Origin of the sequence: Sphingorhabdus sp. (assembly GCF_046292425.1) — a bacterium.
GTDB lineage: Bacteria > Pseudomonadota > Alphaproteobacteria > Sphingomonadales > Sphingomonadaceae > Sphingorhabdus_B.
This window is the reverse complement of sequence record NZ_JBKBQV010000039.1, coordinates 1-25,237: the sequence shown is the minus strand read 5'-3', so window position 1 is coordinate 25,237 and position 25,237 is coordinate 1. Positions and strand designations below refer to the sequence as shown.

The 25,237-nt window shown below is 55.0% G+C and carries 23 protein-coding genes; 13 read left to right on the top strand and 10 right to left on the bottom strand.

The genetic code is table 11. The features are described 5' to 3' along the window. Positions 1–2,321: M16 family metallopeptidase (locus ACK4S7_RS09130; RefSeq protein WP_409646151.1), on the top strand; the 2,321-nt coding region annotated here is incomplete at its 5' end. 3 nt (positions 2,322–2,324) lie between these two features. Here ACK4S7_RS09130 and ACK4S7_RS09125 read toward each other — a convergent pair. The 5 genes from ACK4S7_RS09125 to ACK4S7_RS09105 all read right to left on the bottom strand — a co-directional run bounded on the left by ACK4S7_RS09125 (position 2,325) and on the right by ACK4S7_RS09105 (position 6,109). Next, the gene (locus tag ACK4S7_RS09125) at positions 2,325–2,723 is read right to left on the bottom strand and encodes a GFA family protein (protein ID WP_409646149.1); all 399 of its coding nucleotides are present in this window, start codon (positions 2,721–2,723) and stop codon (positions 2,325–2,327) included. A gap of 48 nt (positions 2,724–2,771) precedes the next feature. After that, positions 2,772–4,073, bottom strand: a complete 1,302-nt coding sequence (gene hslU, locus ACK4S7_RS09120) for an ATP-dependent protease ATPase subunit HslU (RefSeq protein WP_409646147.1) — start codon at positions 4,071–4,073, stop codon at positions 2,772–2,774. Between the two features lie 47 nt (positions 4,074–4,120). Beyond that, positions 4,121–4,687, bottom strand: a complete 567-nt coding sequence (gene hslV / locus ACK4S7_RS09115; protein WP_409646145.1) for an ATP-dependent protease subunit HslV — start codon at positions 4,685–4,687, stop codon at positions 4,121–4,123. A 44-nt stretch (positions 4,688–4,731) separates the two neighbouring features. Then, positions 4,732–5,736, bottom strand: coding sequence for a UDP-glucose 4-epimerase GalE (gene galE, locus ACK4S7_RS09110; RefSeq protein ID WP_409646143.1), 1,005 nt, complete (start codon positions 5,734–5,736; stop codon positions 4,732–4,734). Positions 5,737–5,851: 115 nt separating this feature from the next. Next, positions 5,852–6,109, bottom strand: a complete 258-nt coding sequence (locus ACK4S7_RS09105; protein WP_409646142.1) for a hypothetical protein — start codon at positions 6,107–6,109, stop codon at positions 5,852–5,854. Positions 6,110–6,318: 209 nt separating this feature from the next. Between ACK4S7_RS09105 and ACK4S7_RS09100 the strand changes: the two genes are divergently transcribed. Next, positions 6,319–7,146, top strand: a complete 828-nt coding sequence (locus ACK4S7_RS09100; RefSeq protein ID WP_409646140.1) for a carbon-nitrogen hydrolase family protein — start codon at positions 6,319–6,321, stop codon at positions 7,144–7,146. Between the two features lie 21 nt (positions 7,147–7,167). Continuing rightward, on the top strand, positions 7,168–7,383 hold the full coding sequence (locus tag ACK4S7_RS09095; RefSeq protein WP_409646138.1) for a hypothetical protein: 216 nt from the start codon (positions 7,168–7,170) through the stop codon (positions 7,381–7,383). On the opposite strand, the gene ACK4S7_RS09090 is transcribed toward ACK4S7_RS09095, so the two are convergent. Further along, positions 7,380–8,930, bottom strand: coding sequence for a CpaF family protein (locus ACK4S7_RS09090; RefSeq protein WP_409646137.1), 1,551 nt, complete (start codon positions 8,928–8,930; stop codon positions 7,380–7,382). The two genes, ACK4S7_RS09095 and ACK4S7_RS09090, sit on opposite strands and share 4 nt — an antisense overlap. A 165-nt stretch (positions 8,931–9,095) precedes the next feature. Between ACK4S7_RS09090 and ACK4S7_RS09085 the strand changes: the two genes are divergently transcribed. Both ACK4S7_RS09085 and polA read left to right on the top strand, forming a co-directional pair. Further along, complete coding sequence (locus tag ACK4S7_RS09085) at positions 9,096–9,974, top strand: DMT family transporter (RefSeq protein ID WP_409646135.1); 879 nt, start codon at positions 9,096–9,098, stop codon at positions 9,972–9,974. A 69-nt stretch (positions 9,975–10,043) separates the two neighbouring features. Then, positions 10,044–12,860: a DNA polymerase I gene (gene polA, locus ACK4S7_RS09080; RefSeq protein ID WP_409646133.1), complete on the top strand. Its 2,817-nt coding sequence runs from the start codon at positions 10,044–10,046 to the stop codon at positions 12,858–12,860. Between the two features lie 17 nt (positions 12,861–12,877). On the opposite strand, the gene ACK4S7_RS09075 is transcribed toward polA, so the two are convergent. Further along, complete coding sequence (locus ACK4S7_RS09075; protein ID WP_409646132.1) at positions 12,878–13,132, bottom strand: DUF2171 domain-containing protein; 255 nt, start codon at positions 13,130–13,132, stop codon at positions 12,878–12,880. 213 nt (positions 13,133–13,345) lie between these two features. Here ACK4S7_RS09075 and ACK4S7_RS09070 point away from each other — a divergent pair, with 213 nt between their 5' ends. Next, positions 13,346–15,619: a TonB-dependent receptor gene (locus ACK4S7_RS09070; RefSeq protein WP_409646130.1), complete on the top strand. Its 2,274-nt coding sequence runs from the start codon at positions 13,346–13,348 to the stop codon at positions 15,617–15,619. A 140-nt stretch (positions 15,620–15,759) separates the two neighbouring features. Here the strand turns inward: ACK4S7_RS09070 and ACK4S7_RS09065 are convergent, their stop codons facing one another. After that, a complete protein-coding gene (locus ACK4S7_RS09065) occupies positions 15,760–16,653 on the bottom strand; it encodes a prephenate dehydratase (RefSeq protein ID WP_409646128.1) in 894 nt (297 codons plus the stop codon). Between the two features lie 146 nt (positions 16,654–16,799). On the opposite strand from ACK4S7_RS09065, the gene ACK4S7_RS09060 reads away from it, so the two are divergent. Beyond that, the gene (locus ACK4S7_RS09060; RefSeq protein ID WP_409646127.1) at positions 16,800–17,438 is read left to right on the top strand and encodes a c-type cytochrome; all 639 of its coding nucleotides are present in this window, start codon (positions 16,800–16,802) and stop codon (positions 17,436–17,438) included. Position 17,439: 1 nt separating this feature from the next. Here ACK4S7_RS09060 and ACK4S7_RS09055 read toward each other — a convergent pair whose 3' ends face one another. Next, a complete protein-coding gene (locus ACK4S7_RS09055; protein WP_409646125.1) occupies positions 17,440–18,306 on the bottom strand; it encodes an LOG family protein in 867 nt (288 codons plus the stop codon). A gap of 40 nt (positions 18,307–18,346) precedes the next feature. Beyond that, a complete protein-coding gene (locus tag ACK4S7_RS09050; RefSeq protein ID WP_409646123.1) occupies positions 18,347–19,075 on the bottom strand; it encodes an extensin family protein in 729 nt (242 codons plus the stop codon). 65 nt (positions 19,076–19,140) lie between these two features. Between ACK4S7_RS09050 and ACK4S7_RS09045 the strand changes: the two genes are divergently transcribed. The 6 genes from ACK4S7_RS09045 to ACK4S7_RS09020 form a co-directional block, all read left to right on the top strand. After that, positions 19,141–19,728 carry a sulfite oxidase heme-binding subunit YedZ gene (locus ACK4S7_RS09045; protein WP_409646122.1) on the top strand — a complete coding sequence of 196 codons (588 nt, stop codon included), beginning with the start codon at positions 19,141–19,143 and terminating at the stop codon, positions 19,726–19,728. A 2-nt stretch (positions 19,729–19,730) separates the two neighbouring features. Beyond that, positions 19,731–20,045 (top strand): PepSY domain-containing protein, encoded by a 315-nt coding sequence (locus ACK4S7_RS09040; RefSeq protein WP_409646120.1) that lies wholly within the window; start codon positions 19,731–19,733, stop codon positions 20,043–20,045. Between the two features lie 103 nt (positions 20,046–20,148). Further along, positions 20,149–21,273, top strand: coding sequence for a phosphoserine transaminase (locus tag ACK4S7_RS09035; RefSeq protein WP_409646118.1), 1,125 nt, complete (start codon positions 20,149–20,151; stop codon positions 21,271–21,273). Positions 21,274–21,378: 105 nt separating this feature from the next. Then, entirely contained in the window at positions 21,379–22,962 is a 1,584-nt protein-coding gene (serA, locus tag ACK4S7_RS09030) for a phosphoglycerate dehydrogenase (protein WP_409646116.1), read from the top strand. A 41-nt stretch (positions 22,963–23,003) separates the two neighbouring features. Beyond that, positions 23,004–24,116: an ATP phosphoribosyltransferase regulatory subunit gene (locus ACK4S7_RS09025; RefSeq protein WP_409646114.1), complete on the top strand. Its 1,113-nt coding sequence runs from the start codon at positions 23,004–23,006 to the stop codon at positions 24,114–24,116. Between the two features lie 138 nt (positions 24,117–24,254). Next, positions 24,255–25,237, top strand: a 983-nt coding sequence (locus ACK4S7_RS09020; protein WP_409646112.1) for an adenylosuccinate synthase, incomplete at its 3' end; no start/stop codon positions are given.

Sequence of the window (25,237 nt, the reverse complement as noted above, 5' to 3'; positions counted from 1 at the left end):
AAAATAGCGGCGCGCAGATGATTTACAGCGATGCTCTGCGCCAACATGCGTTTCAGGGGCAGCGGCTGGCGAACCGATCGACGATTGGAACGCCGGAAACCTTGCAAGCAGCGGACGCTGCTCGCTTGAGCGCGTTTCATGACCGTTGGTATAGGCCGGAAAACGCGGTGGTGGTGATGGCCGGTGATATGGAGCCAAGCCAGCTGGCCAATTTGGTGCAGAAATATTTCAACGATTGGAAAGGCAAGGGCCCAATTGTGCCAGAGCCCGCCTTTGGCGACCCGACACCGCAAGGGACGCCCGCCCGTGTCCTGATTGAACCGACACTGCCAACCACCGTAAGTATCGCCTATCTACGGCCTTGGCGTAAGGTTAACGATACAATTGCGTACAATGAACAGCTATTGGTTGACGCCCTGGCCCTTCAGATCATTAACCGGCGGCTTGAGGTGCAGGCGCGCAGCGGCGGCAATTATTTATTTGCTGAAGTTGCGCAGGAAGACATTTCGCGCACTGCCGATGCGACTTTGGTGTCGCTCACGCCGGTGGGTGATCAGTGGGAAGCCGCTACCCGGGATGTGCGTGCCATAATCGCTGATGCCGTTGCGACGGCACCTTCGGTTGCCGATATTGAACGCGAGAAGACCCTATTTGGCAACGCGCTGCGCACGATGCTGGACAGCTATCCTTTCGAAGCGGCAGCGAAGCAAGCAGATGACATCGTCAATGCAGTCGACATTCGCGAAACCGTTGCGGCCCCCAAGACCGTCGTTCAGGTCTATGAAGGGATGAAGGCCAAGTTCACGCCAGAACGTCTTTTGGCGGCCACACAAAAGTTGTTCATGGCTGACGTGACGCGCCTCATGCTGTCCTCACCAACGCCTGTGCCTGACGCCGACAATCGTGCGCTGGCCGCCTTGAACGCGACGGTCGCCGCGAACACTACCGCCCGTTTGTCTGAAAATAGCCTTGGATTTGCAGCCTTGCCAAAACTTGGTGCGCCGGGGAAGCTTGTCGCTGAAGAAGCTGTGTCGCGGCTACAGATGACGCGGCTGGAATTGTCCAATGGCGTGCGCGCGCTATTATATCCGAACAAAGCCGAAAGCGGTCAAATTCGCGTTCTCGTTCGCTTTGGCCGTGGTTATCAGGCCGTAAATCCTGATCAGGGCGGGCTGCTTTGGGCTGGGCCGTTGGTTCTGCCCGAAAACGGCATCGGCAAATTAAAGCGCACGGAAATTGACCAGATGGTCAATGGACGGCGAATTGAGCTCAATTTTTCGGTGGACGACGACGCCTTCCAATTTGCTGCAAATACGCGACCCGATGATCTTGCTGACCAGCTCATTTTGATCGCGACCAAATTGGAGCATCCCGGCTGGGACGCCGCCCCTGTTGAACGGGCAAAGGCACTTGCAACGTCGGGCTATGCCAGTTTTGAAATGTCGGCAACGTCCGTGTTGCAACGGGATCTGGAATATCTTTTGCGTAACAAGGATGCACGCTGGAAAGCGGCGACGCCAGCGGAAGTTGCAAAGATTGATGCTGCAAAATTCGAGTCCTACTGGAAACCTTTGATGTCGCAGGGGCCAGTTGAGGTCTTGCTCTTTGGCGATTTTGACAAGGCTGCGGCCGTTGCCGCGCTGGAGAAAAGCTTTGGAGCAATGACGCCGCGGTCCCCGTTGCCGATATCGGCGGCAGCGCGGGATATCAGCTTTCCTGCACCAACATCGACGCCTGTTCGCCTCACGCATCGTGGCGCGAGCGATCAATCGGCCGCAGTGATGGCGTGGCCGACAGGCGGTGGCATACGGGGAGTCACGGAAGGACGGCAACTGGAAACATTAGCGGCGATATTCCGCGACCGGTTGTTTGAAAAATTCCGGGCGGAGCAAGCCGCCAGTTACAGTCCTGATATGGCCGCAAGCTGGCCGATTGAATTTAACAGCGGCGGATATCTGATGGCCTATACGCAAGTTAAGCCTACCGATGTCGATCGCTTCTTTGCCTTTGCGGACGATGTTGCAGCTGACCTGATTGCAAATCCGGTTAGCGCCGACGAACTCCAGCGGGCGGTGGAACCTACCAAGCAAGCGATCGAGCGGGCAGCATCCGGCAACACCTTCTGGCTAAACCAACTCAAGGGTTCGACTTATGATCCTGAACGCTTTGTTGCACTGGGCAAGTTGTACAGCGATTACAACAGCGTTACCCCAGCGATACTACAGTCGCTGGCCAAGCGTTATTTCGTCAGGGACAAGGCCTGGAAGCTTGTGGTTGCCCCCGACACGGGTGAAGGAAGCACGAACGCAGCTACGCGCTGATTATCACTCCGGATAACGCTCGAATTCCGGCAAGGCGGCTGCGTTGGTCATCCAGTCGATTCGGTCAGCGGTCTGTATATGGCATTGCAGCGGGAAAACTGACGGGTTGTCGAGCGTTGCCGCCTGGATATCAACGATCCCCCGCAGCATCTCCGCATTGCGATACGCAATTCCCGTGCCGCAGCTAGGACAGAAACTGCGCATAGCGGCACCCGAAGAATTGAATTCGGTTAGATCGCCCTGAAGCAGTAGGAATTTGTCTTCTGCAAATGCCGCCCAGGCCACCGCGGGCGCTCCGGAACTTTTTCGGCAGTCTTCGCAATGGCACAAGGCCACATGCGCCGGCGATCCTTCAACTTCGTAACGTACAGCGCCACATTGGCACCCACCTTGTTCATACATGTCACGACTCCTTCACGAAGCGGACATCATATCAACAGGCAGCGCTCGTCAAAGGACATATTTGGAGAGGTCAGTGTCTTTCGCGATGTCGGAAAGCTGCTGGCTGACATAAGCCGCGTCGATTTTCAGCGTTTCGCCTTTGCGGTCTTCAGCATCAAAGCTGATGTCTTCCAGCAGTTTTTCCATGACTGTCTGCAGCCGCCGTGCACCGATGTTCTCGACCGCCGAGTTCACGTCCACTGCAATGCGTGCAATGGCGTCAATCGCATCATCGGTGAACTCCAAGGTGACCTCTTCCGTCGCTAGTAAAGCCCTATATTGCTGCGGCAAATTTGCTCGCGTTTCCGACAAAATACGAACAAAGTCTGCATGCTCCAATGCGCGTAATTCGACACGAATAGGAAGCCGGCCCTGTAATTCAGGCAGCATGTCGCTTGGTTTGGAAATGTGGAACGCGCCCGACGCGATAAACAGCACATGGTCCGTTTTCATCGGTCCATATTTGGTGGCGACAGTGGTACCTTCGATTAACGGCAAAAGGTCACGTTGAACGCCCTCGCGGCTAACCGAACCACCCCGTACATCGGATACTGCGATCTTGTCGATTTCGTCGAGAAATACAATACCATTGGCTTCGGCGTCCGCCAAAGCCACCCGGTTCACATCGTCCTGATCCAGGCGTTTTTCTGATTCTTCCTCGACCAGCTTGGTCCAAGCGTCGGGAACTTTCATTTTGCGACGCTTCAGATTGTCTTTGCCAAACGCTTTGCCCATCATTTCGCCAAGATTGATCATCCCGACATTGCCGCCCATCCCCGGAATTTCCATGGGCATGACAGGGCTGTCGGATACTTCGATCTCGATCTCAACGTCATCCATGTGGCGGTCGCGAATGCGCTGGCGGAACGCCTCGCGGGTCGCCTCGCTTGCGGTATCGCCGGCCAGTGTCTTTAATATGCGTTCCATGGCCGCCGCTTCAGCTGCTTCGCGGACATGTTCGCGGCGGCGTTCTTTTTCAAGGCGGACAGCCTCTTCAGCCAAATCGCGGGCAATCTGCTCAACGTCACGGCCGACATAGCCAACCTCAGTAAATTTCGTGGCTTCGACCTTGATGAAAGGGGCATCAGCAAGCTTGGCCAAGCGCCGGGAAATTTCGGTCTTGCCGCAGCCCGTGGGACCAATCATCAATATGTTTTTGGGCGTGACCTCGTCGCGCAAATCCGCCCCGAGCCGCTGGCGGCGCCAACGGTTCCGTAAGGCAACCGCAACAGCACGTTTTGCGTCAGCTTGGCCAATGATATGTTCGTCGAGGGCAGCCACAATGGCTTTGGGTGTCAGTGCGTTTTTCATTACTGCCTAAATGGGAAGTTGCGAACGGCGTTCAAGTGAAGGGTGGATTACGGGGCGCTAACTAACGTTTCAACGGTGAGCTGATCATTCGTGTAAACGCAGATTTCGGCCGCAATTTTCATCGCATGTCGAGCCATTGTCTCGGCGTCGGCCTCATAATCGGCAAGCGCACGCGCAGCGGACAAGGCGTAATTGCCGCCTGATCCAATAGCGGCAATGCCGTCATTGGGCTCAAGCACGTCGCCATTACCAGTCAGTATTAGCGTTACGTCCTTATCGGCCACGATCATCATCGCCTCCAAGTTTCGCAGATATTTGTCTGTACGCCAATCTTTCGCCAATTCTACCGCAGCGCGCATTAACTGGCCCCGATGTTGTTCCAGTTTTCGCTCCAGACGTTCGAACAGCGTGAAAGCATCAGCTGTTGCACCTGCAAAACCGCCAATGACCGAGCCATCGTGCAACTGCCGTACCTTCTTCGCGTTGGGCTTCATCACGGTTTGGCCCATCGACACTTGCCCATCGCCCGCAATGACAACTTTGCCGTTCTTGCGGACAGATAATATGGTGGTGCCGTACCACGTCACCGGATTTGTGTGAGAATGTGTTTCCATGGCTCACGATATGGGAAGACGCGCCGCAAAGCGCAAGCTGCGGTTTATCCGGACTGAATATCCGTAAGGCGGCGTTCCCAAGCGAGTGCATGCTGAACGATCTGATCAAGGTCGTCATACCGCGGTTCCCAACCAAGTCGCTCTTTGATAGCTGAATTATCGGAAATCAGCGCGTCTGGGTCGCCTGCTCTTCGCCCCTCCATCTTGCGATCAAGTTTGTTGTTCGTAACGCGGTCCACCGCGTCAAGCACCTGCATGACAGAGTAGCCATGACCATATCCGCAATTGAGCGTGTGGCTTCGTTGCGGATCGTCAACCAGCGCCTCGAGCGCGATGACATGCGCTGAGGCAAGGTCGCTGACATGAATATAGTCCCGAACTCCGGTGCCATCAGGTGTGGCGTAATCTGTTCCGAACACACTTACGCTCTCCCGCTTGCCCAAAGCCGCCTCTACCGCGATTTTCAACAAATGGGTGGCCCCCACTGTTGACTGGCCCGTGCGACACTGCGGATCAGCTCCTGCCACGTTGAAATAACGCAAGGTGCAATAGTTAAAATCATGCGCGGCGGCGACATCGCGCAACATCATTTCCGTCATCAACTTGGAGGTGCCATACGGGTTGATCGGCACTGTCGGCATGTCCTCGCGTACAGGGCTGGATTCCGGGATGCCATATGTCGCCGCCGTCGACGAGAATATCATATGCCTAACACCGCCAACGATGGCAGATTCGATGAGGCTGCGACTTTTTGATGTATTATTATAGTAATATTTCAGTGGGTTGGTGACAGATTCAGGCACGACGACAGAGCCTGCAAAATGCATGATCGCGTCGATGCCTTGTTCACGGATGATTTTCTGGACCACGGAATCATCGCTTATGTCACCTTCGTAAAATACTGCATCCTCGGCAACAGCCCAACGAAAACCTGTTACAAGGTTGTCAATAACGACCGCGTGATGGCCAGCATCGCGCAGGGCCAAAACAGCATGGCTACCAATATATCCCGCGCCCCCAGTCACGAGAACGTTGAGTTTCTTCGTCATTTTTCTTTTCCCAGTCCAATGCGACCCGGTGGGTCAGCTTCCAGGCTATGAACGCCTGAGAACAAAAAAAAGGCGGCCCAGAGACCGCCTTTTTTTAAACTTATACCTGAAGAAATCAGGGGCTGGTTGGCGAATTGTCGTCGTTGCCAGCAGCGATAACGATACCGCCGATGACAGCAACAGCAGCCAAGACAGCGATGATTACGCCGCTTCCGCCACCAAGCTTGCTTTCTTCCTTGGCGTTAGCGCCAACGCGCTTTACCTTGGAAGCGCCAACTGCCTTAGCAGCAGGCGAAAGTGATTCAGCCATTACGGGCGCGCTTACGAGTGAAGCGGCCGCGATAGCAGCGAGAGAAATCTTACCGAAACGCATTATTGTGCTCCTTAATTGTGAAGTGCGTTACACTCCGACGGTGTCTATGCACTATTTTGCCGTCAGTTCAAGTATAGAATGTTGCTGCTGTAGGAAAAAATCACTATTTTTCGTAGTGTTGCATATTTCTTACACCATTGCGGGTATCGAGGGAATCCGATGAGAAATCAAAGATATTTTACAATTGAGGACTATCCGGCTGACATTTCATGCAGATAGCAGTGCATCAAATGACGAGTGGATTGGATCCCGAGCATAATGTTTCGGCGATGGCCAAGGCTATTGCTGCCTCTGCAAAGGCAGGATGCACCTTTTATTTTGCCCCCGAAATGTCCACCTTGATTGATCGTGATCGCACAAGAGGGCGTCAGCACATTTCCGCCGAATCGGGTTCAGGTGCGTTAGGGCGTTTAACCGCGTTGGCGTCGCGTCATAACATATGGCTTCATCTTGGTTCTATACCCGTTGTTCATGAAAACGGCGACAAGCTTGCCAACAGAACAATCGTTGTTGGTAACGACGGTCGGATCAAGGCCCGATATGACAAGATGCACTTATTCGATATTGATCTGGCATCGGGTGAAAGTTGGCGGGAATCATCCGCCTATGCCGGTGGTGAACAGCCAGTGGCGGTCCAAACGCCCCTTGGGCTTATGGGACTCGCGATTTGCTATGATATGCGGTTTCCGGATTTGTTCAGCGCATATGCCAAGTCTGGCGTTGATATTATAACGCTGCCGTCCGCATTCACTGTCCCAACTGGTGAGGCGCATTGGCACAGTCTTTTGCGGGCGCGTGCCATTGAAAGCGAGTCATTCGTAATTGCGGCGGCCCAATGCGGTGTTCATGAAGATGGCCGCCGGACCTATGGGCATTCGTTGGTGGTGGACCCATGGGGCAAAGTAGTTCTGGATATGGGTGACACTCCCGGCTTGGCATTTGTCGATCTGGATTTAGGCAGTATCGCCGAAGTGCGGCAGCAGATTCCCGTGCATGCAAACCGGCGATCAATCGTCGCCCCCTTTATCGCGGGCTAATCCCGCGTTAAGGACGCGCAGATGGAATGGACTGACCCATATTTTTGGCAGGATTATTTTTGGGCCGCGCTTTCGCTGACGTCTGCAACTCTTGTATTAATCAGCAGTTTTGCAGACCGCCGCCGCCATCGGCGTAAAAATTTCGACGATGTTGGTTTTGTGCCGTGGACTGCAATTACCGTATTCTCGGTATTAGCCACGGTGTTGTCCGCAGCGCTGGCTATCAAAGGCATCTAACCCAGGCAGGCTTCCAAAAATGGTTGATCAAAGCCAAACTGCCGTGCCTTCTCAAGGGTGTAAGGACGAACGCCACCAGCTACCCACTCGCCGTGAATTTTTCCGTCTGCATCTTCGTCGCGATACTCAAACTTGAACAAGTCCTGCGTCACGATCACGTCGCCTTCCATGCCGATAACTTCTGTAATCTGAGTTGTTCGGCGTGAACCATCGCGCAGACGCTTGACCTGAACGATCAGGTCCACCGATTCAGCAATCTGGCGCGAAATCGCTTCTTTAGGGATTTTGATGTCACCCATCAGGATCATATTTTCCATACGCCCAAGGCACTCGCGCGGGTTATTGGCGTGCAGCGTACACATCGATCCGTCGTGGCCAGTGTTCATCGCTGCCAACAAATCGAAACATTCGGCGCCACGAATTTCGCCCAAAATTATGCGGTCTGGACGCATACGCAGTGCGTTCTTGACAAGGTCCCCAATGGTAATTGCCCCATCACCTTCAAGGTTCGGCGGGCGGGTTTCCAGCGGCAACCAATGTGGCTGCTGAAGCCGAAGTTCGGCTGCATCTTCAATGGTCAGCACGCGCTCGCCCGGGTCAATCATCTTCGACAAAGCGTTCAGCATGGTCGTTTTACCGGAACCCGTACCACCCGAAATGACGATGTTCATGCGGCTGGCACCTGCGATTTTCAGCGCCGTGGCCATGGGTTCGCTCATGGAACCAAAGCCTTTTAACATGTCGATTGTGATAGGCTTTTCGGAAAACTTACGAATGGAGATTGCAGTGCCGCGCAAGGACAAAGGCGGTACGATAACGTTGACGCGGCTGCCATCTTTTAAGCGCGCATCGGCCAGCGGAGTCGTTTGGTCGACGCGGCGGCCGACCTGATTGACGATTCGCTGGGCAATTTGAAACAGATGTTCCTCATCGCGAAACTGGATAGGGGCTATCTGAAGCTTGCCCTTTTTTTCGATGTAGGTCTGAAGTGGGCCATTGACCATGATATCGGTAATGTCAGGGTCGCTCAGCAGCTCTTCGAGTGGACCAAAACCAAGTAACTCATCAACAAGTACCTTTTCCAACGCAAACTGTTCGCGCCGGTTCAAGGTAAGTTTAAGTTCAGCCAGCACCTCAAGAATGATTGGACGGAATTCTTCCGTCAGTTCTTCCTTGTTCAATGACGCCGCTGCCTCAGGGTCAACGCGCTCCAGCAAACGCGGCAGCACCTGTTCCTTGATTTTATGGACGGAGGCTTCGAAACCTTGTGGTCCATCATCAACCGGTGCCGAGTTGTTGGCGCGGTCTGAAAGGCGAGTCATCGCCTCTTGCATTGGCGTCTGCGCGACAAACCCGCTACCGGGAAGATCAACCGAATCAATCGACGGGAACTGCTCGCCACCACCTGCAGTCTGCAAATAATCCGGTTGCGGTTGCAGAGCGACCGGCTGTTGTGAGGCTGGAATGCCTCCACCCGTCATTGGACGGGCGACGCCAAAAGATGGACGCCCCGGTGTTAAGCCTGGTTTTTTCCCAAATGCGCTCACGCTAACCTGCTCCGATGGACCGTTGATGTTACTCAACTGTGCTAGCCACAAATGGTGAATAAAAAGGTAATGCAGCTATCGACCGGGATGGTCGACCTAAGGTTTCTGCTGCTTTCTATTCGGGTAAAACCGGATTAAGGGGACGCAGCAATCAGGGAAAATCACGTGACAACATCGTCGGCCCGGTCGGGTCTGTTATACGCACTTTGCGGCTTTGCCTTGTTGTCCGTGGGAGACGCAATTATCAAATCAATTGCCGGTGCATGGCCCGGCACTGCCGTGGCTGCGCTGCGTTATAGTATCGGCGCTTTAGGGCTTGGCACCTTGCTCTTCCTCAAAGAGGGGCGTCGGGGATTTGCAATGCCCATGCCCAAAGTCCAATTGCTTCGCGGATTCTCAGTGGCGATGGCGACAATCTGTTTCTTCTCGTCGATTTTTTTGATGCCTCTGGCCGATGCGACAGCCATCGGCTTCACAAGTCCTATGATCACTGCGATCTTGAGTGCTATTTTCCTCCGGGAACGCACCAATGCTACCAAGTTGCTTGCGATCGTCATTGCCTTTGGAGGCGTACTGTTGATCATGCGCCCCAACGTTGCTGAGTTAGGCTGGGCCGCGTTGCTTCCGCTGGCTGCTGCGATGAGCATGGCCTTTGTCATGATGGGCAACCGCGCTGTTGCTGGCGCGGGGACGCCGTTGCTTATGCAGTTCTTGGTTGCATCAGTCGCCGTGCCCTTCATCCTGACTGCTGCCCTAATAGGTCATTTTTCCGGTGTTGATGCGCTTGTGGTTGGCATGCCTGACTGGACCATAATCGCGCGTTGTACTGTCGTGGCGGTCACGGCAAGCTGTGCGCATTGGTTGATTTTCATGGGTACTACGCGCGCGTCCGCGGCCGAAATCGCCCCGATGACGTATGTCCAACTGTTGATAGCCATTGGGTTGGGAATTTTATTGTTTGGAGACTGGCCTGACTTGACGTCGCTTGCTGGGGCTGGCGTCATTATCGCAAGCGGGCTTCTCCTTTGGCGCAAGTCCCGTTGATATTTTGCCCGTTACCAAAGTTTAAAATTAGCAAAAGACTTGGCCAAAACGGGCTGCTATCGCGGCGTCATGTCTGACCAAAAGCATCTCTACCTCGTTGACGGTTCCGCTTATATTTTCCGCGCCTATCACCGGCTACCACCGCTAACCAACAAGCATGGCGAACCCGTTGGCGCGGTATATGGCTATACGACAATGTTATGGAAATTGGCGGACGACCTCAATCACGCCGATGGCCCCACTCATATGGCGGTAGTCCTTGATAAATCGAGCCAGTCATTCCGCAACCGCATTTACGACCAGTATAAGGCGCACCGCCCTGATCCACCCGAAGATCTGAAACCACAGTTTCCCATGATCCGGGACGCAACGCGTGCCTTTTCGCTGCCGTTGATCGAAGAAGATGATGTCGAGGCGGATGACATGATCGCAAGCTACGCGAGGGCAGCATGCGCGGCTGGCTGGCATGTCACGATCGTCAGCAGCGACAAGGACCTCATGCAGCTCGTTGAACCCTGCATCGACATGTTCGACACCATGAAAAACGAACGCATCCGCACTGAGGAAGTGTTTGAAAAATTCGGCGTTGGTCCGGAAAAAGTCGGCGATGTGCTGGCTCTGATGGGTGACAGCGTGGACAATGTTCCCGGCGTTCCGGGCGTTGGTCCCAAAACCGCGACCAAGCTTATTCAGGAATTTGGCGACCTCGAAAGCGTTTTGGCCGCAGCGCCGGATATGAAGCCTTCCAAGATGCGCGATAATTTGATCGAGCATGCGGAAAAGGCGCGGCTATCCAAAGTGTTGGTAACATTGAAGGAAGACTGCCCCTTGCCGATTGCCATTGAGGATATGGTGTTGGGCGCAATTCCCGAAGAACCATTGGTCGACTTTCTGCAGCATCATGGCTTTAATTCGCTGCTGAAGCGCATCGGGCATGTAGTAAATACCGCCGCGGCTAACAAGGCGATTGCGGGCAATCCCAAGGCTATGAATGCGGGTAATGGCGCGGACCACGCGCCGGCAAGCGGAACTTCGGCGGTGCCCTCGGCCATGCCCAAAATTGATACATCCGCGTATGAATGTGTCACCGATATATCGCGGCTGGACCATTGGATTACCCGCGCATATGAAACGGGCACACTGGGTTTCGATACCGAAACCGACAGTCTGCAGGCGGCAAGTGCCAATCTTGTTGGCTTAAGCCTTGCCGTAGCCCCTGGTGAAGCATGCTATGTCCCGCTTGCGCATGGTGGCACCGACATGTTTGCGGAACGACCAACGCAGATCCAGATGGAAACTGCACTTGCCAGGTTACGCCCGCTTCTCAGCGACCCAAGCGTTCTGAAGATCGGGCAGAATCTCAAATATGACATGTCAGTGCTTGCGCGCCATGATGTTCAGATCACACCCTATGACGATACTATGGTGATGAGTTTTGCGCTGGATGCAGGGCGTCAGGCGCATGGGATGGATGAGCTTGCCAAAGCGCATCTGGGGCATGAATGCATTTCATATAAAAGCGTCACGGGCACGGGCAAAAGCCAGATTGGCTTTGCCGCAGTGCAGTTGTGCGACGCTACTTGCTACGCGGCTGAAGATGCGGACGTCACGCTGCGCCTATGGCACCATTTAAAGCTGCGATTGAGCCCTGAAAAGGCGACAAGCGTATATGAACTGGTCGACCGGCCGCTAATCCCGGTGCTTTCCAGAATGGAATGCGCCGGCATCAAGGTCGACCGTTCGGTGCTTGCGCGCCTTTCGTCCGAATTCGCCGCGCAAATGGAGCTATTGGAAAAGGAAATCCATGGCCTTGCGGGGCAACCCTTCACCATTGGCAGCCCGCAGCAACTGGGTGAAATCCTGTTTGGTAAAATGGGGTATAAGGGCGGCAAAAAGGGCAAGTCTGGCCAATATTCAACCGACGTGACCGTGCTTGAGGATCTTGCAGGGCAGGGCATAGATATCGCGCGCAAGGTGTTGGACTGGCGCCAGCTCGCAAAGCTCAAATCCACTTATACCGACAGCCTGCAGCAGCAGATCGACCCTAAAACGGGCCGCGTCCACACAAGCTACAGCCTTGTCGGCGCACAGACCGGGCGATTGTCTTCCACTGACCCCAATTTGCAGAATATCCCCATCCGGACTGAAACGGGTCGTCAGATCAGGGACGCATTTGTTGCCGAGCCCGGCAATGTCATCCTGTCTGCCGACTATAGCCAGATCGAACTTCGTCTGGCCGCGCACTTCGCCGATGTCGAACCACTGCGCGATGCCTTTGAAAAAGGGGAGGACATTCATGCCCGCACTGCGCTTGAACTGTTTGGCGAGGTGAACCGCGACACGCGCGGGCGCGCCAAGACCATCAACTTCTCAATCCTATACGGCATCTCGCGCTGGGGTCTTTCCAAGCGGTTGGAATCCTCGGCAGACGAAGCGCAAGCGCTCATTGACGCTTATTTCAAGCGTTTTCCTGGTATATCCAATTACATTCAGGAGACGATGGCCACAGTTCGCGAATGTGGGCATTCCACCACATTGTTTGGACGCAAAACATGGTTTCCCCGTATAACGTCATCCAATCAAGCCGAGCGGCAGGGCAGCGAACGCGCGGCTATTAACGCACCGATTCAGGGCACCAGCGCTGACATCATTAAGCGCGCAATGGTGCAAATGGGGCCAGCGCTTGAAGCGGCGAATCTAGGGCATGTGAAAATGCTGCTTCAGGTGCATGACGAACTGGTGTTCGAATTGCCTGAGGCCGATGTTGCCGCTGCAAGCGAGATCATTCGCAACGTCATGGCCAATGCAGCAGAGCCATTGGTCAAGCTAACCGTACCGTTGGGCATAGAAATCGGCACAGGGCCAAGCTGGGGGGCGGCGCATTAACGCCGCCGCCCTGCGCATTAGCTTTTACCGTCTTCTTCTTGTTCAAACATCAACGCGACGTCGCCATTGGCCGACAGGCGGACGGTGTCGTCGTTGACCGTGGCAACCAATCCGCCGTCGATATAATGGTGATGGCCTTCATGACTGCCCTGACCTGAATCCTTCTTGGTCAGTTTGATGCGATTGCCTTCAATACCGTCAACGGTACCGACATGAACGCCGTCCGCGCCAATGACTTCTGCATGTTCTTTGATCTGCGATAGGTCAGCCATCTTAAGTTCCTTTGATTGGGAAGACGGATAACGCCTGAAACCGCATCTGGGTCCAGATGCCGTCTGCGCGAACACACTAACAAAGCGCGATAGCGTTTCGCTGTGTCGTAAATATTTCTTATTTCCTTACGCGAAATGTCGCACCGCCTTCGCAATAATGACGCTGCTGTTGCGCATAGGGCCAGCATTCCCGCTCAATAGGAGTTTCATGCTATGCGTCGTTCACATATTGCTCTTGCCCTTTCTATCCTTTCTGCCTCCACTGCCATGCCCGTAGTTGCTCAGACTGCGGAAGTGGGCGACCAGGCTTTTGAAGGCGAAATCATCGTGACCGCGCAAAAACGCGAAGAACGGCTGATCGACGTTCCAGTTACGCTCAGCGCCGTCAGCGGCGCACGGCTTCAGGAACTTGGCGTCAGCGACCTTGACGAACTCGCCAACTACATCCCCGGCCTCAACATTCAGGAGCAAAGCGCTAACAACCCCGGTGTTGTCATTCGCGGGATCACGTCGGATTCCGGCTCGGCGCAACAGGCCGCACGCTTTACTTTATATTACAACGGTGTCGACATTTCGCGATCACGCGGCTCCTATCAAGACATTTACGACATTGAGCGCATTGAGGTTATCAAGGGTCCACAAGCGACATTGTTCGGTACTGCATCAGCCGTTGGTGCGATCAGCATCATTTCGGCCCGCCCGGAACCCGGTTTTTCGGGTGCGCTGACTGGCGGCATTGGCAATTTTGACCATCGTCAGCTTGGCGGCTTTGTCAATGTCGGCTCGGATACAGTGGCAGCCCGCGTAGCGTTCGCTTTTAAAAAGCGTGATGGCTATGTGAATAACCTGGCACCTAATCAGGACGATTTGAATGGGCAAAACCAGCTTGGTGCGCGCGGATCGTTGCGCTTTACACCAAATGACGCTGTCACTGCTGACCTTATCCTGACCTATGACCGTCAGCGTAACCCCGGCACTGCATTCGTTTCCCGCGCATTGCCAACGGCATCAAGTCCCGGCGACCCATTTGGTGACGTGTTCCTCGGTGGTTCGCCCCGTTCATTGCAAGATCTCTATCAAGAAAAGCTTGGCCTGACCCGCGACGTGTATGACGCAAACTTCATTGTGAACTATGACTTTGCCGACAATTGGGCGCTGACTATGGTCAATGGCTATCGCAAATTTGACTCGCTTGAAGTGTTCGACGCTGACGGTTCGGCGGCTTGGTATCTGGAATTTACGGAACTTGCCAAGGGTGACCAGTTCAACCACGAAACCCGTTTTGCGTATACTGATGACAAATTTCGGGGCTCATTCGGGTTCAATTTCTTCCATGAAGACAGCATTCAGAACGTGCCGTTTTCAGCCAATGAGCGCGTGTTCCTCGCTTGCGCCACCAGTACAGCAGCAACGCGTGCACAATGCGTAGCGCCCAATGGCACCGTGCCGGCCCAAGCGCTGACGCCTGTGCCTTACACATCTGTGTTCGAAAATCAGGGCCGTAACGACAGCTATTCGATGTTTGCCGACGGTACGTGGATTCCAACGCCAAGCCTCGAACTAACCGCCGGCGCGCGCGTATTGATCGAAAAGCGGCGCTCAGGCTTTTTTGCCCGCGTGCCGCGCTCTGCGCTCACGGGAGGGGCTTCGCTGATCCCAGGCCAAGTTGATACGGCGGGCAAGACCTTTCGCACAGAGGACAGCTTCCAAGCCGTCCTGCCGCGTTTCAACTTGTTGTATCGCTTCTCGAATAACTTCAACGGCTATGCAACTGTTTCCAAAGGCCGTCGTTCAGCTACAGTCCAACTTGGCGCGCAGGCGACCTCAGCGGGGCCAGTGGCGAATTTTACCCCTGTTCTGGCCGAGAATATCTGGAACTATGAAGTCGGCTTGAAGGGCGCGCTTGGGATTTTCTCTGGTTCCATTGGCGCTTATTATCTGACTTACGATAACTTTCAGGTCAGCGTGATCTTGCCGAACGGCACAACGCAAACGCAAAGCGCCGGTACCGCGACAAACAAGGGCGTTGAAGCCGAATTGACCATGAAGCCAACCAACTGGCTTAGCGTCTTTGGCAACATCGGCTATATTGACGGCGGCATTGACGACAAGCCAAGCATCGCAGCTAACTTCCGTGGTGCAAAATTCCGTCTGCAACCTGAAGTACAGGCATCGGGCGGTTTCACGATCAATGCGGATTTGGGCGGCGCGACCTTCTTTGCAACGCCTTCGGTCACGTATCGCAGCAAGATGTTCTTTGAAATACCCAACAACCCGCTGATCGCACAAGAGGGTGTGACCTTAGTCAACGTCAACGCAGGTTTGCGCTTTGGCGGCGACCGGTTCGAAATATCGGCCTTTGCCCGTAATCTGTTGGATGAAGACTATCTGCTCGATGCCGGCAACACCGGTGGCGCCTTTGGCATCCCGACCTTTATTCCCGCCGAACCGCGTTTATACGGCGTCAAGGTCGGCATGAAGTTTTGATTGTACGGCCCGAAAAATAGGCGGTTGCAATGTAGGATTTCTGCTGGCAGGCTTGTCCAGCTACATTGTTAGCCGCCCTATCGGCTATAAGGGGCAACAGATCAGCCAGTATCGTTTTAGTGAGACCTTAGTGTGACTTTTCAGCCCCGGTCCCGGGTCTGCATGTAGGTTCCAAGCAGGCGAACCGAGTTGCAGTGGAAGCGCAACTCGTCCAGCGCGCGGTCTACGGCGGGGTTGCCAGGCGCGCCTTCGATGTCGGCGAAAAACTCGGTTGCAGCAAAGCTCGCGCCATTTTGATAGCTTTCGAGTTTCGTCATATTGACGCCGTTCGTCGCAAAGCCGCCCATCGCCTTGTACAAAGCGGCAGGGATGTTTTTCACCTCGAAAATAAGGGTGGTCATGACCGTACCTGTCAGGCTGTTGCGGTCGACAGGTTCGCGCGAAAGCACGACGAAGCGGGTCATGTTGCTGGCATCGTCCTGCACGGCGTCATTGATCGCCACGAGCCCATAGAGGTCCGCTGCGATTGGTGGCGCAATGGCGGCGGCCGACGGGTCATCATTGGCAGCAACAAAGGCGGCCGCGGCGGCTGTATCGGCATAAGCGACGGGAATGATTCCATTCGCGCGCAGGAAATGCCGGCATTGGCCAAGTGCTTGCGGGTGGCTCATTGCGGTCTTGAGCACGGCATCGGCTGACTTCGCCATCAAACAATGGCGGATCGACATAAAATGCTCGGCGATAATGCTGAGTCCAGATTCCGGCAGTAGAAAATGGATGTCGGCAACACGGCCATGCAGTGAATTTTCGATGGGGATTATCGCCCGGGCCGCCGTTCCATCTTTGACCGCATCGATAGCGTCTTCGAACGAAAAACAGGGCAGGGGCAGGCAGTCGGCATCATATTCCAGTGCCGCCAAATGCGAGTTCGCCCCCGGCGCGCCTTGAAAGGCAATCGCTTTTGCCGGATGTTCGTTGGCAGCAACCGTCATATCTTTGACTTTTGCCAGTGCCGGTGCGGGATAACTGTCCATATGCTCAGTGCGATAGGTCAGCGAAACTTATCGGGCAAGTGTGGATTTGGACACTTGCACGGGCCATCTGTCGCCATTAGAGGGGCCACTTAAACCGGCTGTCATTCTACGCCGGTGTTTTAACGCACTTTCAAGGCTGATGACCAATGGATGATCGTAGTAACACAATTGCAGGCTGGGTATTGGCGGGCGGTATCGTCGCGTTGGGACTAAGCATCGTTTCAGGCATGTATTTTAACCCAAAGGCGCCTGACAAAGAAGGCTTTGCCGTTGTTGCGGAAGAGGTAGCCGGAGCGGGTGGTGCTGCTGCTGTGCCGATCGCAACATTGCTTGCTACGGCTGATGTTGCAAAGGGTGAGGCAGCGTTCAAGAAATGCACAGCCTGCCATACGATCGCTTCCGGCGGTGCCAACGGCATTGGTCCAAATTTGTGGGCCACCATGGGTAAGCCTCACGGCCATGTAGCTGGCTTTGCCTATTCCGACGCGCTTAAGGGCATTGCCGGGAACTGGGACTGGGAAAATATGGATAAGTGGTTGGCAAACCCAAAGAAATATGCGCCAGGCACGAAAATGACATTCGCCGGTCTGGGTAACCCCGAAGAGCGCGCAAACCTGATCCTGTATCTAAACTCGCAAGGTTCAAACCTGCCACTGCCAGCACCACCCGCTGCTGACCCAGCAGCTGCAGCGGCGGACGCTGCGACCGAAGAAGACCTATCTACGCCCACAACAGATGCGGCAACGCAGGCACCAGCCCAGGCTGCGACAAAGCAGCCTGACTAAATCAATGTGACACTTCGTAGAAATCGCAGACGGCATCCCATGCCTCCTCTGCGGTCTCTACGAACTGGAATAAATCCAGATCGCGGGGGCTGATAACGCCTTCAAGCATAAGCTCCTCAAAATTCACCACCCGGTTCCAGAATTCTCGCCCGAACAACAGGATCGGCATCTTCTTGATCTTGCCGGTCTGGATCAGCGTCAGCAGTTCGAAAAACTCATCGAACGTGCCAAATCCACCGGGGAAAACCGCTACTGCGCGTGCCCGAAGCAGGAAGTGCATTTTGCGCAACGCGAAGTAGTGGAACTGGAAGCTTAGTCGTGGAGTCACGAACAGGTTCGGCGCCTGCTCGTGCGGCAGTACGATGTTTAGGCCAATTGATTCCGCACCAACGTCATGCGCGCCGCGGTTGGCAGCTTCCATGATCGATGGGCCACCACCTGAACACACGACAAAGTGGCGGCGGCCTTCTTCATCGGTTACGTTGGCTTGTCCAGCCAACTGCGCCAAATGGCGAGCTTCAGCGTAGAAGCGCGATTTTTCCTTCATTCGCTCAGCGATGATCGTAGCGCGCTCACCCTCGGCAGCGGCGAGCAATGCATCGGCAGTTTCGGGTTCCGGTATACGCGCCGAACCATAGATGACCAGCATTGAGCCGATATTCGCCTCATCCAGCAACATTTCGGTTTTGAGGAGCTCAAGCTGGAAACGGACGGGCCGCAAATCTTCGCGCAGCAGGAAATCGGTGTCCTGAAATGCTAGCCTATATGACTTGCTCTGCGTCTGCGGTGTGGAGAGTTGCTGTTCAGCAAAATCCGCTTCCTGTTGTGCTTTATAGAAACGGCGATCATTAATTTTTGTGTCTGTCATTACCGTGCGTCTACGGCGAATATGTCCCCTTTGCCACCCCTTATCGGCAGAAAGATGTTCCGTTGCTCATCGATTTAGCCATGTCGAAGTGGAAATGGTTTGCGTGGGCGGCGTTATAGTCAGGGCCAAGGACGGTACCAAAGCGCTTGCAGGCGGACTGGTGCAAACGACGCAAGAACGCCTGCTCTTCGGACGTGCCGCGCCATCCGTCCAGTACCGAGATGCGACGTCCATCACGCAAGATGAAGGCAGACACATCTACAGCATTCGCAAAAGCGTGCTCGGATAATCTACCAGATCTGCCGCCATTGATATTTCGGCAGTTAAATGTGCCCATGGTCTCAATCTTCACAACGTCCGCGCCCAGATACTGCTTGGCCGCTGGCGCGACAGCAAAACGGGCCCAGTCTGTAAAATTGGACGCCAGAGGGCACGTCATTGCACCCAGATTTGTGGTGGGCGTGCCAAAATCCAGAAGCTTGATAGTGTCCATGGTGCGGCATCCGCCGTCAAAGCTTCTGTCAGGTAAGCCAGCGAAGCGGACGGATTTCGTCTGGAGGGCGGCCATGCACTGACGCGCAGCTTCCGATGTCATGTTCGCACTTGAGTGCGGCTGTTCCGGCTTTTCGCGGCCACCGCACGACGCCAACATGAAGACGCTAGCGACGAGCAGAAATCTGTGAAACGAGCCCCACAACATGACACCTACATAAAGCATTACCTTGGTGGTGCAGCCAAAAAGCGACAAAATGACGAGTTTAATGCGCAAAAAGATGCTGACGTTGCGACAATTTGCGCATTGCATGGAACAGGACAGGGTTCTATCGACTGGGCATGTTGCGAATCATTCTTAATAAGAGGCTGGTGTTTTGGGCTCTGTTGAGTTTGCCAGCCTTTTTGATGTTGCAGCCATATTTCACCGGCGATGCGATAGCCATGGATATGTTGCATCCGACAGGCGAATGGTCAGCCCGCTTCATGATCGCTGCGATGCTTCTCAGCCCGTTATTGTCATTAATCGGGGCTCGGCCATGGCTTAGCTGGCTCATTCAACGCAGGCGAGCGTTGGGCGTCGCGGCCTTTGCTTATGCCGTCCTGCATCTCGTTTTCTACGTCATTGATATGGGCAATCTAAACGATATGCTCGCCGAGTTCCTGGCGCTTGGTATCTGGACAGGTTGGGCGGCCATGCTTCTATTTGTGCCGCTAGCAGCGACCAGCAACGATGCGTCGATGCGCGCGCTGAAGGCTGGTTGGAAGGCCCTTCAGCGCCTCGTCTATCCGGCGGCTGTGTTGGTTCTTGTCCATTGGATATTCATCCACAATAATTTAGTCCCAGCGCTTCTGCACTTTGTCCCCCTGATCCTGCTGGTTGCAGCTCGATATTTCCGCCCTCGCCGACCTATTTTCAAAGGAGTATGATTATGCGTTTATTGACAACCATCTCGCTTGCAGCTGCAGGCGCCATTGCTTTCGCATCGGTGCCGGCGTCGGCCACTGGTGCAATTACTTGCAAGGCTGGCCCCGCGTCTGGATGGAAAAGCGAAAAAGTATTGACTGAGAAATTGACCAAAGAGGGCTGGACGGTCCGTAAATCCAAGGTCGATGGTGGCTGCTATGAAGTTTATGGCACCACGCCAGAAGGCGACCGTGTCGAAGCCTATTTTCACCCTGTAACGCTTGAGAAACTCTATGTCAGCCGTCGCGGCGAAGTATTGTTTCGCAAGAAGGGTTACTGATATCATTTTACGATAGTCGTTGACAAACCCGGGGCTGCGCCTAAACGCGGCTCCGGGCCACGCGGTCCCAACGCCGCGCTGCTCTCTGCAAGGAGAAGCTTATATGACTATAGTACCCCCCGCCGTTAAACCGGCGCGTCCGTTCTTTTCTTCCGGTCCCTGCGCGAAACCGCCAGGCTGGAGCCCCGGAAAACTCAAAACTGAATCGCTTGGCCGTTCGCATCGCGCGAAAATCGGCAAGTCACGTCTGCAGCTAGCCATCGACCTGATGCGCGAAGTCCTTCAGGTGCCCGATACGCATCGCATTGGCATTGTTCCCGGTTCCGATACCGGCGCAATTGAAATGGCGATGTGGACCATGCTTGGCGCGCGCCCCGTCACGATGATGGCATGGGAAAGCTTTGGCGAAGGCTGGGTTACTGACGTGAACAAGCAGCTTAAGCTGAACGCGACGGTCATGAACGCGCCTTATGGTGAAATTCCTGATCTAAGCACGGTGGATTTTACCAGTGATGTTGTCTTCACATGGAATGGCACCACCTCTGGCGCACGCGTTCCCAATGGTGACTGGATTTCGGACGACCGTGAAGGTCTAACCTTCAACGACGCGACTTCAGCTGTGTTTGCTTATGACATGCCGTGGGACAAGCTCGATGTAACCACTTTCAGCTGGCAGAAGGTCTTGGGCGGTGAAGGTGCGCATGGCGTACTCATCCTTGGCCCACGCGCGGTTGAACGATTGGAAAGCCACACGCCTGCATGGCCGCTGCCTAAAGTATTCCGGTTGATGTCGAAAGGCGCGCTTTCCGAGGGTATCTTCAAAGGCGAGACCATTAACACGCCGTCGATGCTGGCCGTTGAGGACGTTATCTTTGCGCTTGAATGGGCAAAGACCGTTGGCGGATTGGATGGTCTGATGGCGCGCAGCAACGCAAATGCCGCCGCGCTTGACCATATCGTTGAAGCAAGTGACTATCTTGGGTTTCTTGCGGCTGACCCGGCAATCCGGTCAAAAACTTCAGTTTGCCTGACGGTAAAGGGCGCTGATGAAGCGATGATCAAGAAGATGGCGTCTCTGCTTGAGGCGGAGCATGCGGCCTACGACATTGCCGGATATCGCGACGCCCCGCCGGGCCTGCGCATCTGGTGCGGCGCCACCGTCGATGCGGCCGACATCGAAGCGCTTGGGCCATGGCTCGATTGGGCTTACCAAACCGCAAAGGCATAACCCGTCGCGCCAGCGAAGGCTGGTGCTCATACCGTCTCTCGTTTGTAACCAACAGGCGAGATAACCCCAGCTTTCGCTGCGGCGACGATTCAAAAGGATAAAGCAATGACCAAGCCACGCGTACTGATCTCCGACAAAATGGACCCTAACGCCGCCAAGATTTTCGCTGAACGCGGCTGTGACGTTGACGTCATCACGGACAAGACACCAGACGAACTTGCCGCGATGATTGGCGATTATGACGGCCTTGCCATCCGTTCGTCGACTAAGGTTACCAAGCAGATTCTCGATGCGGCCACCAACCTGAAGGTTATTGGCCGCGCAGGGATTGGCGTCGACAATGTCGATATCCCTGCTGCATCGGCCAAGGGTGTTGTCGTCATGAACACGCCATTCGGTAACTCGATTACGACTGCCGAACATGCCATCGCTTTGATGTTCGCGCTGGCGCGACAATTGCCTGAGGCCAATGCACAAACTCAAGCTGGCCTGTGGCCGAAAAACGGCTTTATGGGCATCGAAGTCACAGGCAAAACGCTGGGCCTCATTGGTGCAGGAAATATTGGTTCGATCGTCGCAAGCCGCGCGCTGGGTTTGCGGATGAAGGTTGTGGCCTTCGACCCGTTCCTGACCGCCGAACGCGCCATCGAAATGGGCGTCGAGAAAGCGGACCTCGACACTTTGCTTGCCAAGGCCGATTTCATCACCCTACACACGCCGCTGACTGACCAGACGCGCAACATCCTCTCTAGGGAAAACCTTGCGAAGACCAAAAAGGGTGTTCGTATCATCAACTGCGCACGTGGCGGGTTGATTGATGAAGAGGCACTGAAAGAGGCGCTGGACAGTGGCCAAGTGGGCGGGGCAGCCTTGGACGTGTTTGCAACTGAGCCAGCCAAGGAATCGCCCTTGTTCGGCACGCCGAATTTCATCTGCACCCCGCATCTTGGCGCATCGACCAACGAAGCGCAGGTCAATGTTGCGCTGCAAGTGGCCGAACAAATGGCGGACTATCTCGTCAACGGCGGCGTCACCAATGCGTTAAACATGCCAAGCCTGTCTGCCGAAGAAGCGCCTAAGCTGAAGCCATATATGACACTCGCGCAAAAGCTTGGTTCACTGGTCGGTCAGCTTGCTCACGACAATCTCGATAACATTGCGATTGAGGTTGAGGGCGCGGCGGCCGAGCTTAATATTAAGCCAATCACGGCAGCGGTTCTATCTGGATTTATGCGCCGGTTCTCGGACGCAGTGAACATGGTCAATGCGCCATTTCTGGCAAAAGAGCGCGGCTTTGACATCCGCGAAGTCCGTCATGACAAGGCTGGCGCCTATCACACATTGGTGCGCGTGACTGTCAACACCGCCCAAGGTCCGCGTTCGGTGGCAGGCACTTTGTTCGCGAACAGCGAGGCCCGTCTGGTCGAAATTTTCGGCATCAGCCTTGAGGCTGAATTGGAAGGCAACATGCTCTACATCGTTAATGAAGATGCGCCCGGTTTTATTGGCCGTGTCGGCACGACCTTGGGCGAGGCGGGATTGAACATCGGCACATTCCATCTTGGCCGTCGCAGTGCTGGTGGCGAAGCGGTTCTGTTGCTCACGATGGACGCGGCAATACCAGAAACAGTGCTTCAGCAGCTTGGATCGCTTCCTGGTGTGAAGACCGTAAAGGCGCTTAAGTTTTAAGCGGGGCTTCCCCGCTTGGAGTTTTGCGGTAAAGAGCGCGCATGAATATCCCGCCTGATCTACTGCCCGAAGGCTTCCGCGACCGACTTCCTCCCCAAGCGGAGGTTTCGGCGCGGGTGTCCCGTGCGATGATTGATGTGCTGGTAAGCTATGGCTACGCCCGTGTAGCCCCATCGATGGCGGAGTTTGAATCCGTGTTGGCCAAGCGCAGCGGGAACGCTGCGAGAAATCAGCATCTGCGCTTCACTGACCCCGTTTCAGGCCATACTCTAGCTTTACGCGGTGACATAACGGTCCAGGTGGGGCGCATTGCCACCACGCGCATGAAAGAGGCCCCCCGACCATTGCGCTTGGCTTATCATGGTCAGGTCTTGCGTCTGCGTTCCAAGCAACTTCGGCCCGAACGCGAACTGACGCAACTGGGTGCTGAATTGGTCGGTAATGACAGCGTTGCGGCGGCGTGCGAAATAGTTGGTGTCGCTATTGATACTCTTGAAGCGGCGGGCGTTAAAGAAATCACGATTGATTTCACGCTACCTGACCTTGTCGAACGGTTGGCGGAAAAGGCGCTGCCACTGGCGGCTGACAAGATCGATGCCGTTCGGTCCGAACTGGATATGAAGGATGCCGGGGGCCTGAGCGCGCTGGGCGCCGACGCATATTTGCCGTTGCTCGCGGCGACGGGTCCATTTGCAGAGGCTGTGGAGAAACTGCGCGATATTGACGCAGGGGGTGCACTTGCATCGCGCATCCGCGCCTTGGAAGCCATCGCCGAAACGGTTGCGGGCAGAGCTAACGTTACTCTCGACCCAACTGAGCGGCATGGCTTTGAATATCAAAGCTGGTTCGGTTTCACGATCTTCGCCAAGGGTTACAGCGCAGCGCTTGGTCGTGGTGGTACTTATTATATTGATCGTGCAGATGGGCCAGCAGAAGCGGCCACCGGGTTTTCGCTTTATCCAGACCCGCTGATTGATCTGGCTGAGGAAAGCACAGTCCGTCGTCTTTTCCTGCCGCTTGGTACGGAAGCCGCTACAGGTGCGAAGTTGCGCAGCGGGGGCTGGACCACATTGGCCGCGCTGGATGACAATGATAGCGCGGCATTGCTTGGCTGCACCCACAAATGGCATAACGGACAGGCAGTTCCGGTCTGAAATCGCCTTTCGCAAAGCTTTAGGGTGGACGCAAGCGTCACATAATCATAACGGAGCCTACGGCGAATCCCTTCGCAGGAAAAACCTCCTGCGCAGAAAAAGGCCCCAGAGCTATCTGGCTTTGACAGGGAATATCTGATGGCGAATGTAACCGTAATTGGCGCTCAATGGGGCGACGAGGGAAAAGGCAAGATTGTCGACTGGCTGGCGGAACGCGCCGATGCCGTCGTCCGCTTTCAAGGCGGGCATAATGCTGGTCACACTTTGGTCGTCGGCGACAATGTCTATAAATTGTCGTTGCTGCCTTCGGGTATCGTGACAGGCACGTTGTCCATCATCGGCAATGGCGTGGTCCTCGACCCCTGGGCGTTACGTGACGAAATGGCGAAGCTGCGCGGGCAGGGCGTGTCGATCACCACCGAGAATTTTGCGCTGGCGGATAACTGCGCGTTGATCCTTCCAATCCACCGTGATCTGGATGGTTTGCGGGAGACTGCGGCTGGGTCTGGTAAGATAGGCACCACAGGCCGCGGCATTGGCCCGGCTTATGAGGATAAGGTAGGCCGCCGTGCCATTCGCGTGTGCGACCTAGCGCATCTTGATGCCTTGGATGCCCAGCTTGACCGGCTGTGCGCCCACCATGATGCATTGCGCGCCGGATTTGGCGAACCGCCGGTTGATCGCGCGCGCCTCATTTCCGACCTGAAGGAAATTGCACCGTTTGTTCTCGAATATGCGCAGCCTGTTTGGAAGCGCCTGAACAAGGTGCGGAAGGCCGGCGCGCGTATTTTGTTTGAAGGCGCACAGGGCGTATTGCTTGACGTTGATCACGGCACCTATCCGTTCGTAACCTCGTCCAACACTGTTTCGGGCACCGCTGCCTCCGGCTCCGGCCTTGGGCCAAGCGCCGCTGGTTTTGTGCTGGGTATCGTCAAAGCCTATACCACGCGCGTTGGGTCAGGGCCATTCCCGACCGAGCTTGAGGATGAAACTGGCCAGAAGCTTGGCGAACGTGGTCATGAATTTGGTACTGTCACAGGCCGAAAGCGCCGCTGTGGCTGGTTTGACGCCGTGATCGTGCGCCAAAGCTGCGCCGTGTCAGGTGTGACGGGTATCGCATT

Coding starts and splice junctions, on each gene's coding strand:
- ACK4S7_RS09125 (WP_409646149.1), bottom strand. CDS start 2,723: ATGTATGAACAAGGTGGGTGCCAATGTGGCGCTGTACGTTACGAAGTT.
- hslU (WP_409646147.1), bottom strand. CDS start 4,073: ATGAAAAACGCACTGACACCCAAAGCCATTGTGGCTGCCCTCGACGAA.
- hslV (WP_409646145.1), bottom strand. CDS start 4,687: ATGGAAACACATTCTCACACAAATCCGGTGACGTGGTACGGCACCACC.
- galE (WP_409646143.1), bottom strand. CDS start 5,736: ATGACGAAGAAACTCAACGTTCTCGTGACTGGGGGCGCGGGATATATT.
- ACK4S7_RS09105 (WP_409646142.1), bottom strand. CDS start 6,109: ATGCGTTTCGGTAAGATTTCTCTCGCTGCTATCGCGGCCGCTTCACTC.
- ACK4S7_RS09100 (WP_409646140.1), top strand. CDS start 6,319: ATGCAGATAGCAGTGCATCAAATGACGAGTGGATTGGATCCCGAGCAT.
- ACK4S7_RS09095 (WP_409646138.1), top strand. CDS start 7,168: ATGGAATGGACTGACCCATATTTTTGGCAGGATTATTTTTGGGCCGCG.
- polA (WP_409646133.1), top strand. CDS start 10,044: ATGTCTGACCAAAAGCATCTCTACCTCGTTGACGGTTCCGCTTATATT.
- ACK4S7_RS09075 (WP_409646132.1), bottom strand. CDS start 13,132: ATGGCTGACCTATCGCAGATCAAAGAACATGCAGAAGTCATTGGCGCG.
- ACK4S7_RS09070 (WP_409646130.1), top strand. CDS start 13,346: ATGCGTCGTTCACATATTGCTCTTGCCCTTTCTATCCTTTCTGCCTCC.
- ACK4S7_RS09065 (WP_409646128.1), bottom strand. CDS start 16,653: ATGGACAGTTATCCCGCACCGGCACTGGCAAAAGTCAAAGATATGACG.
- ACK4S7_RS09060 (WP_409646127.1), top strand. CDS start 16,800: ATGGATGATCGTAGTAACACAATTGCAGGCTGGGTATTGGCGGGCGGT.
- ACK4S7_RS09055 (WP_409646125.1), bottom strand. CDS start 18,306: ATGACAGACACAAAAATTAATGATCGCCGTTTCTATAAAGCACAACAG.
- ACK4S7_RS09045 (WP_409646122.1), top strand. CDS start 19,141: ATGTTGCGAATCATTCTTAATAAGAGGCTGGTGTTTTGGGCTCTGTTG.
- ACK4S7_RS09040 (WP_409646120.1), top strand. CDS start 19,731: ATGCGTTTATTGACAACCATCTCGCTTGCAGCTGCAGGCGCCATTGCT.
- ACK4S7_RS09035 (WP_409646118.1), top strand. CDS start 20,149: ATGACTATAGTACCCCCCGCCGTTAAACCGGCGCGTCCGTTCTTTTCT.
- serA (WP_409646116.1), top strand. CDS start 21,379: ATGACCAAGCCACGCGTACTGATCTCCGACAAAATGGACCCTAACGCC.
- ACK4S7_RS09025 (WP_409646114.1), top strand. CDS start 23,004: ATGAATATCCCGCCTGATCTACTGCCCGAAGGCTTCCGCGACCGACTT.